The 15,168-nt window shown below is 60.0% G+C and carries 17 protein-coding genes; 10 read left to right on the forward strand and 7 right to left on the reverse strand.

Annotation, left to right across the window (positions count from 1 at the left end; translation table 11 throughout):
* Positions 1-40: 40 nt before the first annotated feature.
* From SynA1560_RS08520 to SynA1560_RS08535, 4 genes are read left to right on the forward strand one after another with little or no spacing between them, the layout of a single operon-like run.
* Positions 41-613 (forward strand): biotin transporter BioY, encoded by a 573-nt coding sequence (locus SynA1560_RS08520; RefSeq protein WP_186468901.1) that lies wholly within the window; start codon positions 41-43, stop codon positions 611-613.
* Positions 610-1,116, forward strand: coding sequence for a signal peptidase II (lspA, locus tag SynA1560_RS08525; RefSeq protein ID WP_186500141.1), 507 nt, complete (start codon positions 610-612; stop codon positions 1,114-1,116). Before SynA1560_RS08520 ends, lspA begins: the two co-directional genes overlap by 4 nt.
* Positions 1,109-3,244, forward strand: coding sequence for a transglycosylase domain-containing protein (locus tag SynA1560_RS08530; protein WP_186500144.1), 2,136 nt, complete (start codon positions 1,109-1,111; stop codon positions 3,242-3,244). The genes lspA and SynA1560_RS08530 overlap by 8 nt, the downstream gene beginning before the upstream one ends.
* Complete coding sequence (locus SynA1560_RS08535) at positions 3,241-4,839, forward strand: YcjF family protein (protein ID WP_186500145.1); 1,599 nt, start codon at positions 3,241-3,243, stop codon at positions 4,837-4,839. Before SynA1560_RS08530 ends, SynA1560_RS08535 begins: the two co-directional genes overlap by 4 nt.
* A 90-nt stretch (positions 4,840-4,929) precedes the next feature.
* On the opposite strand, the gene SynA1560_RS08540 is transcribed toward SynA1560_RS08535, so the two are convergent.
* The gene (locus tag SynA1560_RS08540; RefSeq protein ID WP_186468905.1) at positions 4,930-6,369 is read right to left on the reverse strand and encodes an aminotransferase class V-fold PLP-dependent enzyme; all 1,440 of its coding nucleotides are present in this window, start codon (positions 6,367-6,369) and stop codon (positions 4,930-4,932) included.
* Between the two features lie 42 nt (positions 6,370-6,411).
* Here SynA1560_RS08540 and SynA1560_RS08545 point away from each other — a divergent pair, with 42 nt between their 5' ends.
* On the forward strand, positions 6,412-6,939 hold the full coding sequence (locus tag SynA1560_RS08545; protein ID WP_255476893.1) for a nucleoside deaminase: 528 nt from the start codon (positions 6,412-6,414) through the stop codon (positions 6,937-6,939).
* Here the strand turns inward: SynA1560_RS08545 and SynA1560_RS08550 are convergent.
* Together SynA1560_RS08550 and SynA1560_RS08555 are read right to left on the reverse strand one after the other, a co-directional pair.
* Positions 6,881-8,059 carry an alanine--glyoxylate aminotransferase family protein gene (locus SynA1560_RS08550; protein WP_186468906.1) on the reverse strand — a complete coding sequence of 393 codons (1,179 nt, stop codon included), beginning with the start codon at positions 8,057-8,059 and terminating at the stop codon, positions 6,881-6,883. The two genes, SynA1560_RS08545 and SynA1560_RS08550, sit on opposite strands and share 59 nt — an antisense overlap.
* Positions 8,060-8,170: 111 nt before the next feature.
* On the reverse strand, positions 8,171-8,695 hold the full coding sequence (locus tag SynA1560_RS08555) for an allophycocyanin subunit beta (protein WP_186468907.1): 525 nt from the start codon (positions 8,693-8,695) through the stop codon (positions 8,171-8,173).
* A gap of 212 nt (positions 8,696-8,907) precedes the next feature.
* Here SynA1560_RS08555 and glnA point away from each other — a divergent pair, with 212 nt between their 5' ends.
* Positions 8,908-10,329 carry a type I glutamate--ammonia ligase gene (glnA, locus tag SynA1560_RS08560; RefSeq protein ID WP_186471119.1) on the forward strand — a complete coding sequence of 474 codons (1,422 nt, stop codon included), beginning with the start codon at positions 8,908-8,910 and terminating at the stop codon, positions 10,327-10,329.
* A 95-nt stretch (positions 10,330-10,424) separates the two neighbouring features.
* Here glnA and SynA1560_RS08565 read toward each other — a convergent pair whose 3' ends face one another.
* Positions 10,425-10,697, reverse strand: coding sequence for a hypothetical protein (locus tag SynA1560_RS08565; protein WP_186500146.1), 273 nt, complete (start codon positions 10,695-10,697; stop codon positions 10,425-10,427).
* A 153-nt stretch (positions 10,698-10,850) separates the two neighbouring features.
* Between SynA1560_RS08565 and SynA1560_RS08570 the strand changes: the two genes are divergently transcribed.
* Both SynA1560_RS08570 and SynA1560_RS08575 read left to right on the forward strand, forming a co-directional pair.
* On the forward strand, positions 10,851-11,906 hold the full coding sequence (locus SynA1560_RS08570) for a class I SAM-dependent methyltransferase (protein WP_186500147.1): 1,056 nt from the start codon (positions 10,851-10,853) through the stop codon (positions 11,904-11,906).
* Between the two features lie 85 nt (positions 11,907-11,991).
* Positions 11,992-12,306: a copper-binding protein gene (locus tag SynA1560_RS08575; RefSeq protein WP_186500148.1), complete on the forward strand. Its 315-nt coding sequence runs from the start codon at positions 11,992-11,994 to the stop codon at positions 12,304-12,306.
* Positions 12,307-12,404: 98 nt separating this feature from the next.
* Here the strand turns inward: SynA1560_RS08575 and SynA1560_RS08580 are convergent, their stop codons facing one another.
* Positions 12,405-12,542, reverse strand: coding sequence for a hypothetical protein (locus SynA1560_RS08580; RefSeq protein WP_186468911.1), 138 nt, complete (start codon positions 12,540-12,542; stop codon positions 12,405-12,407).
* 78 nt (positions 12,543-12,620) lie between these two features.
* On the opposite strand from SynA1560_RS08580, the gene SynA1560_RS13700 reads away from it, so the two are divergent.
* Positions 12,621-12,869, forward strand: a complete 249-nt coding sequence (locus SynA1560_RS13700) for a DUF6439 family protein (RefSeq protein ID WP_222930202.1) — start codon at positions 12,621-12,623, stop codon at positions 12,867-12,869.
* On the opposite strand, the gene SynA1560_RS08585 is transcribed toward SynA1560_RS13700, so the two are convergent.
* On the reverse strand, positions 12,829-13,290 hold the full coding sequence (locus SynA1560_RS08585) for an ATP-binding protein (RefSeq protein ID WP_186468913.1): 462 nt from the start codon (positions 13,288-13,290) through the stop codon (positions 12,829-12,831). The genes SynA1560_RS13700 and SynA1560_RS08585 overlap by 41 nt on opposite strands.
* Positions 13,291-13,355: 65 nt before the next feature.
* The gene (locus tag SynA1560_RS08590) at positions 13,356-14,069 is read right to left on the reverse strand and encodes a GUN4 domain-containing protein (RefSeq protein ID WP_186500149.1); all 714 of its coding nucleotides are present in this window, start codon (positions 14,067-14,069) and stop codon (positions 13,356-13,358) included.
* A gap of 40 nt (positions 14,070-14,109) precedes the next feature.
* On the opposite strand from SynA1560_RS08590, the gene mnmH reads away from it, so the two are divergent.
* The gene (gene mnmH / locus SynA1560_RS08595) at positions 14,110-15,165 is read left to right on the forward strand and encodes a tRNA 2-selenouridine(34) synthase MnmH (protein ID WP_186500150.1); all 1,056 of its coding nucleotides are present in this window, start codon (positions 14,110-14,112) and stop codon (positions 15,163-15,165) included.
* Positions 15,166-15,168 lie beyond the last annotated feature (3 nt).

Genomic DNA, 15,168 nt, shown 5'->3' on the forward strand with positions numbered 1-15,168 from the left:
CTCTCTCTTACAGCAGGATGGTGCGAGCTGACGTTTGCCCGTGCGGGCACTGGCCACCTGGAGCGGCGCACTTGCCGGATTGCTGCTGATTTTGGTCGGGAGCCTGATTCCATCTGCCCTGGTTCTCCCTCAACCTGATCTCCCCCCCAGCCTGCTGAGCCTTCCCAGCACCTGGCAAGTGCCCGCATTGCTGATCTGTGCCCTGGTTGCCGGCCCCAGAGCCGGCGTCATCGCCTCGGTGGCGTATCTCACCATCGGCCTGGTGGATCTTCCGGTTTTCCACGGGGGAGGCGGTATCGCCTATGTGCTCACGCCGGGGTTTGGATACCTCGCGGGCTTCATTCCAGCCTCCTGGCTGACCGGGCGTTTGGGGCAGCAGAGCGGCATGAATGACATCCCTCGCCTCACCCTGGCCGCCATCGCAGGCCTGCTCACCATCCAGGCATGCGGTCTCTTAAATCTTCTGCTGGGTGCCCTGCTCAACCGGTGGAATGAACCCCTTGTCGACTTGATCTTCAGCTTCAGCCTTGGACCACTGGCCGCCCAGCTGGCTCTCTGTTGTGCAGCGGGCTTAATTGCCCGCGTGACCCGTCGCGTGTTGTTCATCGAATGAGTCGTCAGGACGGACAACCAAGACGTTCAGGGCTGCTCCTGCGCCGCGGGACTGTGCTCGTGCTGAGTGCCCTGATGGTCATCCTCGACCAGCTCAGCAAACACTGGATCAAGATCATGCTCCGGCCTGGTGAATCGACACCATTCATCCCAGGTCTCCTTCAGCTGCATTTGGTGCGAAACACCGGTGCAGCATTCAGCTTGTTCACCGGTGCCACCCCGATGCTGGGAATGCTCAGTTTGGTGGTGGCCATTGGCGTTGCCATCTGGATCTGGCGAGAACCACGACACGATCTGTGGATGGGCTTGGCCCTGGGTTTCTTGCTGGGGGGAACGATCGGCAACGGAATCGATCGCCTGCGACTGGGTCACGTCATCGATTTTTTGGAGCTGGTGCCGATCCAGTTCCCGGTTTTCAACTGGGCCGACGTGGCCATCAACTTCGCGGTGCTCTGTTTCATCATCGATGCACTGACCCAAAGGAAGGGGCCCCGCGATGCCTGACCAGCGGCGGCCAGCCCAGCTCACGGTTCATCAGAACGATCAGGGAGACCGCACCATTTCCCTCTTGGGCGAGGGCTACCGAATCGGGCGTGACCCCGCTCTGGAGATTTGGATTGACCACAGTGCCGTCAGCCGCCAGCACGCCTTGCTGGAACGACGCGGCCGCCATTGGCTGATCCGCGATCTTGACTCCACGAATGGCTTGTGGTGGCGAGGGCGACGCATCCAGAAACTCGAACTTCAGGACGGTGATTGCGTCAGCCTGGCGCCAGGCCTAGAGGGCGATTCACCATCGCTCCGCTTCCGTTTCGAAAGCCAGCGGTTGAAGCTTCGGTTGAAGCGCGGCCTTGGCTTCGGCCTACTCGCCGGGCTCGCCGGAGCGGGGCTGGTGCTGGCGTTGGCGGCCTTGCACGTTCCCGTGCGCGGACGGCTGGCCAGCGTGCGTGGGCCGTTGGCCATCTACGACGGCAACAATCAACCCCTGAATTCGGTGGATTCCAGCCGTCACCGCGAACTGGGTCAACTCGACGCCTTTTCGCCGGTTCTGGTGGACGCACTGCTGAGCAGTGAAGACAACCGGTTCTGGTGGCATCCAGGCGTTGATCCCATCGGAACGCTGCGGGCCTTTTCTGCCAACTTCACAGGAGGGCGCGTGCTGGAAGGAGGCAGCAGCCTCACCCAGCAACTGGCTCGCAGCCTCTATCCCGAGCTGGTGGGCGAAGGCGACACGTTCGGCCGCAAATGGCGTGAGCTGCTTGTTGCCCTGCAGCTGGAGAGCCGCTTCAGCAAGGGAGAGCTGTTGCTGAGCTACCTCAACCGGGTGTATCTCGGTGTGGGATGGGGCTTTGAGGATGCAGCCCGCACCTATTTCGACCGTTCCGCTGGAGATCTGAACCTCGAAGAAGCAGCCCTGCTGGTCGGTCTGCTGCCCTCTCCCAATGGTCATGATCCGTGCGTCAACCCGCAACGTGCCCTCGAAGCCCGCAACCGGGTGATCAACAAAATGGCCGACGCGGGTCGATTGTCACTGGATCATGCGAGAACCGCCCGTCGGCAGCCGATTCAACTTGCCTCAAGTGCCTGCAACGGCACGGCTGCTGGTCGTGCTGCTCCTTTTTACACCGATCAGGTGCGCCGAGATCTGACGCAACTGGTGGGTCCTGAGGTAGCCGCCGAAGGCAATTTTCTGATTGAAACCCATCTCGACCCCGTGCTGCAGGCAGTGCTGGAGCGACAGTTGCGCAACCTGCTCAGCAGGTCCAAGGACCTTGGCATCAGCGAAGGAGCCGCCGTCGTGATCGATAGCCGCAGCGGCGGCGTCCTGGCCATCGCCGGAGGCCGTGACTACGAATTCAGTCAGTTCAACCGGGCGTCCATGGCGCTCCGCCAGCCAGGCAGCACCTTCAAGTTGATGACCTATCTGGCGGCGCTAGAAGCTGGAATCCAACCGACTGACACCATTGACTGCAGCCCACTTACCTGGCGCGGCCAGCGTTTTGATAGCAACTGCGAAGGTCGCCTCAGCCTCACCCGCGCCTTTGCCACCAGCAACAATCCAGCCGCGCTTCGCTTGGCCCAACGCGTAGGGCTTGATCAGGTGGTGCGCCAGGCGAAGGCCCTTGGCATCACCAGTCCGCTGGATCCGGTGCCAGGACTTGCCCTTGGTCAGAGCGAGGTGCGACTGCTGGAACTCACCGGCGCCTATGCCGCCGTGGTCAACGAAGGGGAATGGCGATCACCCACCACGATTCGTCGTTTGATGGATGCAGAAACCTGCCGCGAGGAAAGTCCGCGCGGTTGCGGAACTCTTGACAGTGGGACGACTCAAGGGCGAAGAGCCATCAGCCGGGACAGTGCTCAGCAAATGCAGAGCCTTCTCAGGGCTGTCGTGCAAAACGGCACAGGACGTGCGGCATCCCTGGGTGGCCAGGAAGGAGGAAAAACAGGAACCACCAATGACGGCCGGGATCTTCTCTTCGTGGGTTTCGAGCCCCAACGCCATTGGGTTCTGGGCATCTGGCTTGGAAATGATGACAACAGCCCCTCCGCAGGATCCAGTGCGCTTGCAGCTTCGCTCTGGGCTGACATCATCCGCGCGGCAGGGCGTGGAGGTCTGACAGGCACATGAAAGGATCAACCCGCTGGATCCTGATCGGTGCCGCGGCGCTGATCGCACTGATGGTCGTAGGACTGGTGCTTCAGGGAATCCGCAATCTGCTCTGGGATCTCAGCTACTGGCTCCCAGCCTGGCTCGTGGGTCCGGTCTTACTGATTGCTGCGACTTTGCTTGTTGCCGCAGTGATGCAGATCGGCTTGCCATGGTTTCGGCAATGGCGCCGACGCTCCACTCAAGGGGTGCAGACAACCGACGCCACCATGCCGGCTCCGACCAGCCGACGAGAAGCAGCAGAACGCAGTCTCGGGAGCGTCGACCGACTCCTGGAGCGGCTGCAAGACGACGTGGCCCGGCAATCACTGCAGAAGGAACGGGAACGCGTCGCGCGGGAACTCGAACGCGGTGATCTGGTGGTGGTGCTCTTTGGCACTGGATCCAGTGGCAAGACATCCCTGATCCGAGCCCTCTTGCGCGAGATCGTCGGCGATGTCGGTGCTGCGATGGGTTCCACCAGTGAAAGCCAGCGTTATCGCTTGCGATTGCGCGGTCTGGAACGGGGCGTGCAACTGGTCGACACGCCAGGAATCCTGGAATCCGGCATGGATGGACGCAGTCGGGAACAGGAGGCCCGACAGCACGCCAGTCGCGCGGATCTGATGATCGTAGTGGTGGATGGCGACCTACGACGCAGCGAACTGGACGTGGTGCACAGCCTCTCCGGACTCGGCAAGCGTTTGCTCTTGGTGTTGAACAAATGCGATCTCCGCGGCGAAGAGGAAGAGCGGCGTCTGCTGCTGCTGCTCAGACAGCGTTGCGCTGGCTGGTTGCAAGCCGAAGATGTGATTCCCACCAGTGCCTGCCCGCAATCCCTGCCGCGACCGGGGCAGCGGCCGCTGCAACCACCTCCCGAGATCGGCCTGTTGGTGCGACGTCTGGCGGCAGTGCTCCATGCCGATGGCGACGAGCTTCTGGCCGACAACATCCTTTTGCAGTGCAAGGACCTTGGTGCTGCAGGCCGGGATCTTCTGGATCGTCAGCGGTCGCAGGAAGCTCGCCGCATTGTCGATCGGTACACCTGGATCAGTGCTGGGGTGGTGGCGGCAACACCGTTACCGGGAGTGGATCTGCTCGGCACGGCAGCAGTGAATGCCCAAATGGTGATGGAGCTTGGAGCTGTCTACGGCATCCAACTGACGCGCAACCGGGCCCAGGAATTGGCAGTCTCCGTCGGTCGGACGCTGGCCGGTCTTGGCGTGGTGAAGGGTGGCGTCGCCTTGATCGGAACCGCTCTGAGCGTGAATCTCCCCACTCTGTTGCTGGGACGAGCTGTGCAGGGTGTTGCGGCAGGGTGGCTCACCCGAATTGCTGGGTCGAGCTTCATTACCTATTTCCAGCAGGATCAAGACTGGGGAGATGGGGGAATCCAGGATGTGGTGCAGCACCACTACGAACTCAACCGCCGCGATCGCTCCCTGAAGGCATTTCTGGACGCAGCACTACGTCGGGTCGTCGAACCACTCCAGCAGGAGGCGAAGAAACGGCTTCCGCCCCAGCCAGGGCTTCGGGCGGAGGAGGACGCATCGGGCCGCGGCTATCGAGAACTGTGATGAGCACGAGGTAGATCACGCCGATTAACACCGAAAGTGCCCCGGTGACGATGGCGACCCAACGACCTCGGGGGGGTGGCTGTGCCGCCATCAGAGAACCTCCTCACTGGTGTCGTTGAGCAGAGTTCCTAAACGGTCGATCAACGCCTCAGACGTGTGGGGATTGCCCAGAACAACCTTGATGTGATGACGACCGTGATGCAAGGGGCGCGACACCATGATTTGCTGATCCAGAAGTCGTTGTCGCATCGAGGTTGACCAGCGCGCGCTGCGCTCCGCATCGGCGCCCAGAGGTGTGCAGGCCAGCAAATGCAGAGGTCCGGATGTGATGTCGAGCCGGGACCTGTCGAGGTGACGTTCCAACCGATCGCGCCGGACCAAGGCCTGCTCGAGCAGGCTGGCGATTCCGTCTTCTCCAAGCTGGCGCAGTCCCAACCAGAGCTTGAGGATTTCTGCAGAGCGGCTGCCTTGAAGACCCAGTTCACCTCCGTGAACACCCGTCAAAGCCGGCTCCATATAGGGCAATCCTGTGTGAAAGGTCTCTTGCAGAGCCGTCTGATCACGAACCAGCAGAAGCGATGACGTCTTGGCAATTCCAAGCAGTTTCTGGGGGTTGACAGTGATGGAGTCGGCGGAAGCGATCCCATCGAGCAGAGATGCCGTGCTCTCGCACAACCCAAACACAGCACCAATGGCTCCATCCACATGCAGCCAGAGGCTGCGCTCACGGCAGACGTCGGCCAAAGCTTGGAGTGGATCGATGGCACCTCGTACGGTCGTGCCGGCGGTGGCCACAACCGCCAGGCAAGGGCGTTTCTGATCTTGCAATCGGTCGAGCTCTGACTCCAGGGCAGTCACTTGCATGCGACCGGTGGCATCCACAGGAACCCGACGGATTGCATCGGGGCGAAGCCCCATGACTCGCGCCGCTTTCACCAGCGAAACGTGGGAATCGTCGCTGACCAGCACCACAGCATCGGCAGCCTGATCGAGGCCCATGCGATGACGCGCCGTCACCAGAGCGGTGAGATTGCTAAGGGATCCGCCGCTAGCCGCAACCCCACCAGCCCCTTCTGGCAAATCAAACCGGGAAGCGAACCAACCACAAAGCTGACGTTCCAGCTGACTCAGACTTGGGGAGAGTTCCTCAGCGAGCAGATTGTTGTTGAGACCAGCGCAGATCAGCTCCGCAGCGATCGAGGCCGTGTTCGGTGGTGGATCCAGATGCGCCAGCGCGCCTGGATGGGTGGGCTGATAGGCCCCATCCATGACCTGCTGCAAATCATCCAAGAGACGAGCTGCTCCCAGTCCGGTCGCTTCCGGGAATGCCTCGGGCAGAAGTCGCAGGGATGGCAAGGGTGCCCGTTGGGATGCAGACCCCATCCATTGACAGAGCCGGGCACAGGCTTCCTCCAGAAACCGCTGCAGTTGCGGGTCCAGAGCCTCAGGAGAGGCAAACGCAGACAGATCCGTCGACGCCGATGAGCTTCTGGTGGATCCGAACAAGGACTCAGCGGAAGGAATGGTCATTCTCGCCTGCGATGGCACATTGGACGGACGTGAGCGAATGGCATGGGTGTTCGGCTGACACCAGTGGCCTTGGAGGACCATCAGATCCATGCCTGGATGCAGCGCTTGCTGGTCCGAGCTGAGCAGCTAGGAGAAACGGGCGAAATCCCCGTCAGCGCAGTGGTGCTCGATGAGAGAGGGCGATGCATCGGCCGCGGAAGCAACCGACGCGAGTGGGCCTCAGACCCCCTAGGGCATGCAGAGCTGGTGGCATTGCGCCAAGCGGCCTGGATCACGGGAGATTGGCGCATGAATCAGTGCACGCTGATCGTGACCCTGGAACCTTGTCCGATGTGCGCCGGAGCCCTCGTGCAGGCCAGGATCGGCCGTGTGATTTATGGAGCCTTTGACCGCAAACGAGGGGGGCTCGGTGGAACTGTGGACCTGGCAGACCACCCCAGCGCCCACCATCACATGGACGTGATGGGAGGCGTTATGGAAACCGAGGCCTCCGATTTACTGGCCCGTTGGTTCAGGCGGCGACGGCAACTCCCTGACGGAAGCGGGGCAGCTCGGTCTCAAAGAGATTGAGCAGCCGTGCAACGTTGTCGGGTGTGGAGTTGTAACCCATCAGTCCGATTCTCCAAATCTTGCCGGCAAGCACTCCAAGGCCACCGCCGACTTCAATGCCATGGGTGTTGAGCAGATGGGAGGAGAAGGCCTTGCCATCGACATCGGATGGGATGCGCACGGTGGTCAGGGTCGGCAGGCGGAGCTCTTCAGGAACATGAAGCTCAAGGCCGAGGGATTCCAAACCACTCCAAAGAGCCTCTGCATTCTTGCGGTGCCGTGCCCATGCATTGTCAAGGCCTTCATCAGACAGCAGACGCAGGGCTTCGCGCATGCCGAAGTTCATGTTCACCGGTGCGGTGTGGTGATACACGCGATCGCTTCCCCAATATTGGTTCAGCAAGGAGACATCGAGATACCAGTTGGGAACTTTGTCTTTGCGGGATGCGAGCTTGGCTTCGGCCCGCGGACCCATGGTGAATGGACCCAGGCCAGGAGGGCAGCTCAAACCTTTCTGGCTGCAGCTGTAGGCCATGTCGACCTTCCAGGCATCCAGATGAAGTGGCACGCCTCCCAGGGAGGTGACGGTGTCGAGCAGCAGAAGGCAGTCGTGCTGACGGCAAAGATCACCAATGCCATCCATGGGCTGACAGACCCCAGTGGAGGTTTCGGCATGCACCATCGCCAGAATCGCCGGCTTGTGCTGTTGAAGGGCGACATCCAGTTCGTCGAGGCTGAAGGCCTCACCCCATGGCTTTTCAATCACCTGAACATTGGCCCGGTAACGGCCGGCCATATCTTTCAAGCGGTTGCCGAAGTAACCCTTGACAGCCACCAACACGGTGTCGCCGGGCTCAACGGTGTTCGCCAGAGTGGCTTCCATCGCAGCACTACCCGTGCCGCTCATGGGCAAGGTCAGGCGATTGTCGGTCTGCCAGGCGTACCGCAGCAGCTCCTGAACTTCACCCATTAACTCCACGTAAAGCGGATCCAGATGACCAATTGGAGTCCGAGACAGGGCCTCCAAAACGGTGGGGTGGGCGTTGGAAGGGCCGGGTCCGAGCAACAGCCGGTCAGGCGTTGCAATGGGACCAATGGAGCGCCGATGGGACGAGTCAACCGGAAGGTGTGAGTGCGTCATCGGCGAAGCCGGGTTCGAGAATCAATAGCGAAAAGCCTACGCATCGATCGGGCAGTGAAGGGAATGGCGGTGCCAGTCCGATGCCGCTTGAAATGATTCGCAGGAGGGGAATTAGCGCTGACGGACGTCGCTGGCGGCAAGGCCCGAAGCCATGTGCTCAAAAGGCTGACGCACCAACGCGCAGCTGGCCTGGGACACACCCTCGTTTAAGAGGCGCTCACACAGCACATCGGCAAGCAGAACCATGCTGCGCACCGTGGGACCGGTGGGGACCCCGAGACTTTTGTACGTGTCATCAAGACCGTTGAGGACACGCTCATTGAGGATCGTGCTGTCGCCTGCGATTAACGAGTAGCTGGCGTAGCGGAGGAAGTAATCCATGTCGCGCAGGCACGCCGCCAGGCGTCGCGTCGTGTAGGCATTCCCCCCAGGGAGAAGCAGCTCAGGATCAGCTTGAAATAGACGCTGGCTGGCTTCCCGCACCAACTCGGCTGCCTCCCGGTTGATGATCTCGACGGCCAAAACGCGCACGTCTGCTTCCTCGAGATAGCTCTCGATGCGATCGATAGCGGAGCGATCGAGATAACGACCGAGCTGGTCGTACTGGCCGATCAAACCGGTGATGGCATCGCGCATGCGGGGCCTTATCCACTTCAGGCGGAAGCTAACAGAGGCGACCGCCCGAAACCGTGCTAGCAGAGGGGATCACGTGAATCTGACAGAAACGGTTACCTACAAGTCCGACAGTCGACGCCCGGAACGCAGAAGCGGAAAAGGTGCCACTTGATACAAAACGGGCGCAGGTCGATATTTACGGTCATGTTGAGTTCCGGGATCTCGTCCCCGCTATGGCCAAAACAGCACAGGACGTCCTTCGTCTGATCAAGGAAGAAGGCATTGAGCTGATCGACCTGAAGTTCACGGACCTGCACGGCAAGTGGCAGCACCTCACCGTCTGCCAAGACCTGATCGACCCAGAGTCGTTTACCGAAGGCCTGGCGTTCGACGGCTCCTCGATTCGCGGCTGGAAGGCCATCAACGCCTCAGACATGGCGATGGTTCCCGATCCTTCCACCGCATGGATCGACCCCTTCTACCGCCACAAAACCCTCAGCCTGATCTGCTCGATCCAGGATCCCCGCACCGGCGAGCCCTACGAGCGCTGCCCCCGTGCACTGGCCCAGAAAGCTCTGGCCTATCTCTCCAGCACAGGGTTGGCCGACATGGCCTATTTCGGTCCCGAACCGGAATTTTTCCTGTTTGACGATGTCCGCTACCACTCGGCTGAAGGCGGCTGCTCCTACAGCGTTGACACCATCGAAGCTGGCTGGAACACCGGGCGCGTGGAAGAGGGCGGAAACCTCGCATACAAAATCCAGGTCAAAGAGGGCTACTTTCCAGTCGCTCCAAACGACACAGCTCAGGACATTCGTTCGGAAATGCTCCTGAAAATGGCCGAGCTGGGGATTCCCACCGAGAAGCACCACCACGAAGTGGCTGGCGCTGGCCAACACGAGCTCGGCATGAAGTTCGCCGAACTAATTCATGCCGCCGACAACGTCATGACGTACAAATACGTCGTGCGCAACGTAGCCAAGCAGTACGGCAAAACTGCCACGTTCATGCCCAAGCCGGTCTTCAACGACAACGGATCTGGCATGCACGTTCACCAGAGCCTCTGGAAGGATGGCCAGCCGCTGTTCTTCGGCGAAGGCACCTACGCCAATCTGTCCCAAACAGCGCGTTGGTACATCGGCGGCATTTTGAAGCACGCCCCGTCCTTCCTCGCCTTCACCAACCCCACCACCAACAGCTACAAGCGTCTGGTGCCCGGTTTCGAAGCGCCGGTGAATCTCGTGTATTCCGAAGGCAACCGTTCAGCGGCCGTGCGCATCCCACTAACGGGCCCAAGCCCCAAGGCTAAGCGCCTTGAATTCCGCTCAGGCGATGCCCTCGCCAACCCTTATCTGGCCTTCAGCGCCATGATGATGGCCGGCATTGACGGCATCAAGAATCAGATCGACCCCGGCGAAGGCGTGGACGTTGATCTGTTCGAACTCCCCGCGGAGCAGCTCAAGACGATTGCCACAGTGCCCGCATCCCTAAACGGTGCGTTGGAAGCCCTCAATGCTGACCATCACTACCTCCTCGAAGGCGGCGTGTTCACCAAGGACTTCATTGATAATTGGATTGACCTCAAGTACGAAGAAGTTCAGCAACTACGCCAGCGGCCGCACCCCCACGAATTCACCATGTACTACGACGCCTGATTTGTCAGACGACTTTGCAGACCAGTGAACCTCAATCAAGGGAGCTTCGGCTCCCTTTTTTTGTAGGCGAAACCAACGCAACCAAGGGACTGTCTTCAGCGATGTCGCAGCTGAGAGATTGCACTGTCATGCACCTGACGTTGATGGCTGCGACGACGGGCATACACCTGCTGCTGAGCTAAGGCACTGCGTTGATCGGAATCCAGAACAGGGCTCTCCATCTGAACCTGCAAAGCTTCCTGACGGAGAACATCGTGCGCGTGATGGTCAGCCCATGCCATGAATTCCGCGGCGGCGCGCTGGCGACGCTCCAGCACATTGCCTGAATATTGGAGGGGAATTGCGACGGGAGCGGCTTGCTGTGTCATGGCGGCCTCCTGTGGCTCAATGCATTGACTCTGTAGCAACCGCTACCATTTTGTCCAGGTCTTCACGAATCTCCTCGCAACGTTCTGAACGCAGTCCACGACCGAGGCTTGAATCGACTGGAATGGTCAAGTTTGGATCTAAGACCCTTCTTCATGGCGCCCAGCATCACCGAACTTGCTTACCGGACCATGCAACAGGGCCGGAGTCTCGCGGGATTGGTGCACAAGGAACTGAGTACCAAAGTGATGGAAGTGGTCGCTCCCGATGTGGTTCCGCAGACCCAGCCCGTTCCAGAAGCCATGATGAACGAGCTGCGTCAGTCACTCGATGCCCTGCACGAACTCGACTGGAACGATGCGCAAGCCGGTCTTTATCCGCAGTCTCTTCTTTTCGATATCCCCTGGCTGGAGTGGGCCGAGCGTTATCCACGTGTCTGGCTTGACCTTCCCTCCAATTGGGCCAGACGACGCGCCAGAGATGTTCAGGACCTTCCCGATCTGAGCAACAGAGATTTCTACCCCGATTACTACCTCCAGAACTTCCATCATCAAACCGATGGCTATCTGAGCGATCACTCCGCAGAGCTCTACGACTTACAGGTAGACATCCTGTTCAACGGAGCCGCTGATGCCATGCGTCGGCGGATCTTGCCCGGCCTTCATCAAGGACTGAAGCGCTTTTCAGACCGAAGCCAGAGCAGCCTGCGCGTACTTGATGTTGCCACCGGCACAGGTCGTACCTTGCATCAGATCCGGGCCGCCCTGCCACAGGCCACGCTTGTGGGGGTTGATCTCTCCGAGGCCTATCTCAGACAGGCCAACAAATGGCTGAACAACGCCAAAGGTCCGTTGGTTCAGCTCGTGCAAGGCAACGCCGAGCGGATGCCCTTCGACGACGCCGGCTTTCAAGCGGTGACCTGTGTCTTCTTGTTCCATGAGCTTCCTGCTGACGCAAGGCAAGCGGTGCTTCAGGACTGTTATCGCTTGCTGGAGCCAGGCGGAGTACTGGTTCTGGCTGATTCCGTTCAACTGGCCGATTCACCGCAGTTCGACGTCGCCATGGACAACTTTCGACGCGTGTTCCATGAGCCTTACTACCGCGACTTCATCAGTGATGACATCGATCAGCGTCTGGTGGATGCCGGATTCAGCGATGTGAACGCTGAATCACACTTCATGACACGCGTTTGGACCGCCACCAAAGCCTGACCCATCTCAGCAGTGATTCCCTGACACATGCCCTTGCCTCCCTTGGGGAACCCCATAGGGTGCTGTTCATTGCGTCCCTTCGTCCATGACGAATCCATTTCGGATCCGCTGGTTGCGGGGCTGGACCTTCCAGCTGGTGCTCATGGAAGGCAAGGTTCAGGTGGAGGCCCATGGCTTCGGCATCTGCCTGCGAACCGCCATGGAGCCAGGTGAAAGCCCTCAGGCAGCAGCTGACCGGCTTGTCTTGGCGGAAGATCGCCGACGCCGAGCGCTGCATCAAGCCTGGATCAATGGCCAGACCCTGCCAACACCGGGTCAAGACACTCCCCCTCTGAATGGAGCTCTCACTGAAGCACCCGATTCCCTGGTGGTTGTGAACGAACCCGTGGCAGCGGCTTGAACCTTATCCCGCGAGCCACCACCCAAGAAGCAGCCCTGGTCCTCCCCAGCGCAATCCCCTCCAGAATCGCGCACCGCGTTCCTTTGACTGCAGCCAGCTCAATCCGTCGGGATCCAACGTTGTGAATTCTCGGAGCAGCCTTCGCTGTTGCGATCGTCGCCGAGATCGAAGATCACGGGCCTCCCAAGCCCTGGGTTGAAGTCGTAGTAGGTCTTGAAGGGCGTGCAAAGCGGCACGACGGCGAAGTTGTTTAGCCAAGCCGCCCTCCATCGTTATCGGTCACGATAGTGAGACAACGCGCTTGAGATCATCACGTGTCGCCGACGAACTGGCCCGACCAGGCCATTGAACAAGCCAGGGACCTTCACCAAAACCTGAGCATTGGCGATCGCGATTGGCACAAACTCAAAAGCAACGCCGACCGTCGGAGCGCCGAATTGCTTGCCGCCGCCTTATCGCAGCTGGTGCAAAACGGTCGACGTGAAGATGTGGAGGCTCTCATCCAGCAGGCGCTTGGCTGGATCAAGCGGGAATTGAAAGATCCGGGCTGTCCGCACCATTGAAGCCGAACTTGGCACCTGGCCGGCGACAGGCCAGCTGCACGCGATTGCCACGGGAGCTCCAACGAATGTCGTCGAAACACTGATGCATCAGGAACAATCCACGACCCTGATCAGCGTCCACCTGCTCCGGTAACGTCCCAACGCGAGCTTGCAACGGCAAGCCATCGCCCTCGTCTTGAATCTGCCAGATCAACCAGTTGGGGGTGAGGATGCGGCGAATCCTCAGACACTTGCGAGGGTCGCCAGCGTTGCCGTGGCGAACGGCATTCACGAGCGCCTCCTGAAGGCCCAGCTGCAGCCTGCAAGAGGTTTCCTGGCACTCCACCGGTTCAAGCAACAACTCCATCAGAGGACTGAGCTGGAACGTCGACGGAAGGATGAAATCAGCCCATCGAAATGAAGGCAGAAATCGGGTCAGCATCAAGACCGTTTCATCCTTCGTTGACCATAACGGGCCGAGCGACCTCTGCCACCGCCGCTATGACTTCAGTGTCTGTAAGCCAGTCCAGGGTGCTGCAGCAACGCATCCATCAAACGAACACCCCGCAGTTGATTGACCAAGGGCATGTGCCCCTCAGGGGCCTCCATCGACCACTGAAACGCCCCTGGGTAGCGGGTCCAATTTCCGTCGATTTTCCAACCGATTCGGGGCCAAAGTCGGTCGTAGCGACCATCGAGGGCATTCAGCAATCGTGATTGCACTGTGAATCCAAATCGCCCTTGGGAATAGGCAATCCACAACCGATCCAGTGTGGTGAGGTCCAAAGCCTGCATCCGAGGGACCTCACTGAAGTAGACGTAGCCGCGTTGCACGGCTTGATCACCGGCCAGCTCACGCAAGACGCAGCTGGTGAGCCGATCAGCTTCTTCAAAATCCTCCCTCAGCAAAGCCTGCTGCAAAGCGCCGAAGTTAAGGCCACAGGCCGAAGGCGTGTTGAACCATCCCGAGCTGACCTCAGGAATCGCAGCGAGGGTTTCAGGGTGATGACGCTGAAGAATCTGCAGGATCCAACCGGCCCCCCAGTCATCACCATCCCTGGAGTATTCCTTGAGGGCCTGGGGGACTTTGCTTTTGAGTGCATCGGCTGCTTTTTCAAGCGCAGCGGCCGTCGAGCGCTTTTGACGGGCAGATCCCGTTGCCAAGCGGTCGAGCAGCTGGTCGACGTCGAGTTGGGTGGAGGGGGGTCGTCCGGAAAGCATGATGTCGAGCTGGCGCTCACGAGCTCAGCTTTGGCCCACTATGTCAGGCATCGGCAAGACCACCGTGATCGATCTTGAAAGCTTCCGCTCAGCGGCAGGCACCGTGATCGATGCCAGAACGCCCGCGGAATTCCAGCAGGGACACTGGCCAGGGGCCATCAATGTTCCGTTGTTCAGTAACGAGGAACGCCATCAGGTAGGGCTGACCTACAAGCAGCAGGGGCGCCTGGAGGCGATCGAACTGGGGCTGCAGCTTTGTGGTCCATCCCTTGCCAAGCTTTCCGCTGGACTCCGAACTGCAGCAGGGGGGCCAGGGGAGCCCCTTCGTTTGTATTGCTGGCGTGGCGGCATGCGTTCCAACAGCATGGCCTGGCTGGCGAGCCTGAGCGATCACCCGGTCACGGTGCTCGAGGGCGGGTACAAGCGATACCGCCGCTGGGTTCTGGATCGGTTCAATACCCCCTGGCCTTTGCGTGTGCTCGGGGGTCGCACAGGCACCGGCAAAACAGATCTTTTGCTGCAACTGGAGCGTCATGGGGTTGGTGTCGTGGACCTCGAAGGACTGGCCCATCACCGCGGCAGCAGTTTCGGAAACCTCGGACTTCCGCCACAACCCAGCAGCGAGCACTACGAAAACAAATTGGCGGAACGTCTGGATGCGTTGAACATCGGCCAGGCACCAGAGATCTGGCTGGAAGCCGAAAGCATCCAAGTGGGCCGTTGCCGCATTCCCAAGGGGCTGTTCAGCCAGATGCAAACAGCACCGGTGCTGGAGATCCAACGCAGCGACCAGGAACGCGTGGATCGACTTGTGGAGATTTATGGCTGCCACCACCAGCAAGATTTAAGGGACGCAACGCAACGCATCAGCAAAAGACTGGGCCCCCAGCGCACGCAAAAAGCCCTGGAGGCCATCGATCAGCAGAACTGGGCTGAAGCCTGTCAGGCCATGCTCGATTACTACGACCGCTGCTACGACAAGGAACTAGAACGTTCACCAGCACGGGACACCGTGAACCTTGAAGGCCTGAGCACGGAAGATTCAGCAGGGCTTCTGCTGAGCAAAGGCTGCGTCACCCCCATGATCTGCCCCTAAGAT

The organism is Synechococcus sp. A15-60 (assembly GCF_014280095.1).
In the GTDB taxonomy this organism is placed as follows: domain Bacteria; phylum Cyanobacteriota; class Cyanobacteriia; order PCC-6307; family Cyanobiaceae; genus Synechococcus_C.

Bases quoted from the DNA above. Each gene is read 5' to 3' on its own strand.
- SynA1560_RS08555 (WP_186468907.1), bottom strand. From the start codon at position 8,695: ATGCGCGATGCCATCACCGGTTTGATCGGCCAGTACGACCAGCTCGGT.
- SynA1560_RS08565 (WP_186500146.1), bottom strand. From the start codon at position 10,697: ATGACACAGCAAGCCGCTCCCGTCGCAATTCCCCTCCAATATTCAGGC.
- SynA1560_RS08530 (WP_186500144.1), top strand. From the start codon at position 1,109: ATGCCTGACCAGCGGCGGCCAGCCCAGCTCACGGTTCATCAGAACGAT.
- mnmH (WP_186500150.1), top strand. From the start codon at position 14,110: ATGTCAGGCATCGGCAAGACCACCGTGATCGATCTTGAAAGCTTCCGC.
- SynA1560_RS08545 (WP_255476893.1), top strand. From the start codon at position 6,412: ATGGGTGTTCGGCTGACACCAGTGGCCTTGGAGGACCATCAGATCCAT.
- SynA1560_RS08590 (WP_186500149.1), bottom strand. From the start codon at position 14,069: ATGCTTTCCGGACGACCCCCCTCCACCCAACTCGACGTCGACCAGCTG.
- lspA (WP_186500141.1), top strand. From the start codon at position 610: ATGAGTCGTCAGGACGGACAACCAAGACGTTCAGGGCTGCTCCTGCGC.
- SynA1560_RS08575 (WP_186500148.1), top strand. From the start codon at position 11,992: ATGACGAATCCATTTCGGATCCGCTGGTTGCGGGGCTGGACCTTCCAG.
- SynA1560_RS08535 (WP_186500145.1), top strand. From the start codon at position 3,241: ATGAAAGGATCAACCCGCTGGATCCTGATCGGTGCCGCGGCGCTGATC.
- SynA1560_RS08540 (WP_186468905.1), bottom strand. From the start codon at position 6,369: ATGACCATTCCTTCCGCTGAGTCCTTGTTCGGATCCACCAGAAGCTCA.
- SynA1560_RS08585 (WP_186468913.1), bottom strand. From the start codon at position 13,290: ATGCTGACCCGATTTCTGCCTTCATTTCGATGGGCTGATTTCATCCTT.
- glnA (WP_186471119.1), top strand. From the start codon at position 8,908: ATGGCCAAAACAGCACAGGACGTCCTTCGTCTGATCAAGGAAGAAGGC.
- SynA1560_RS08570 (WP_186500147.1), top strand. From the start codon at position 10,851: ATGGCGCCCAGCATCACCGAACTTGCTTACCGGACCATGCAACAGGGC.
- SynA1560_RS08550 (WP_186468906.1), bottom strand. From the start codon at position 8,059: ATGACGCACTCACACCTTCCGGTTGACTCGTCCCATCGGCGCTCCATT.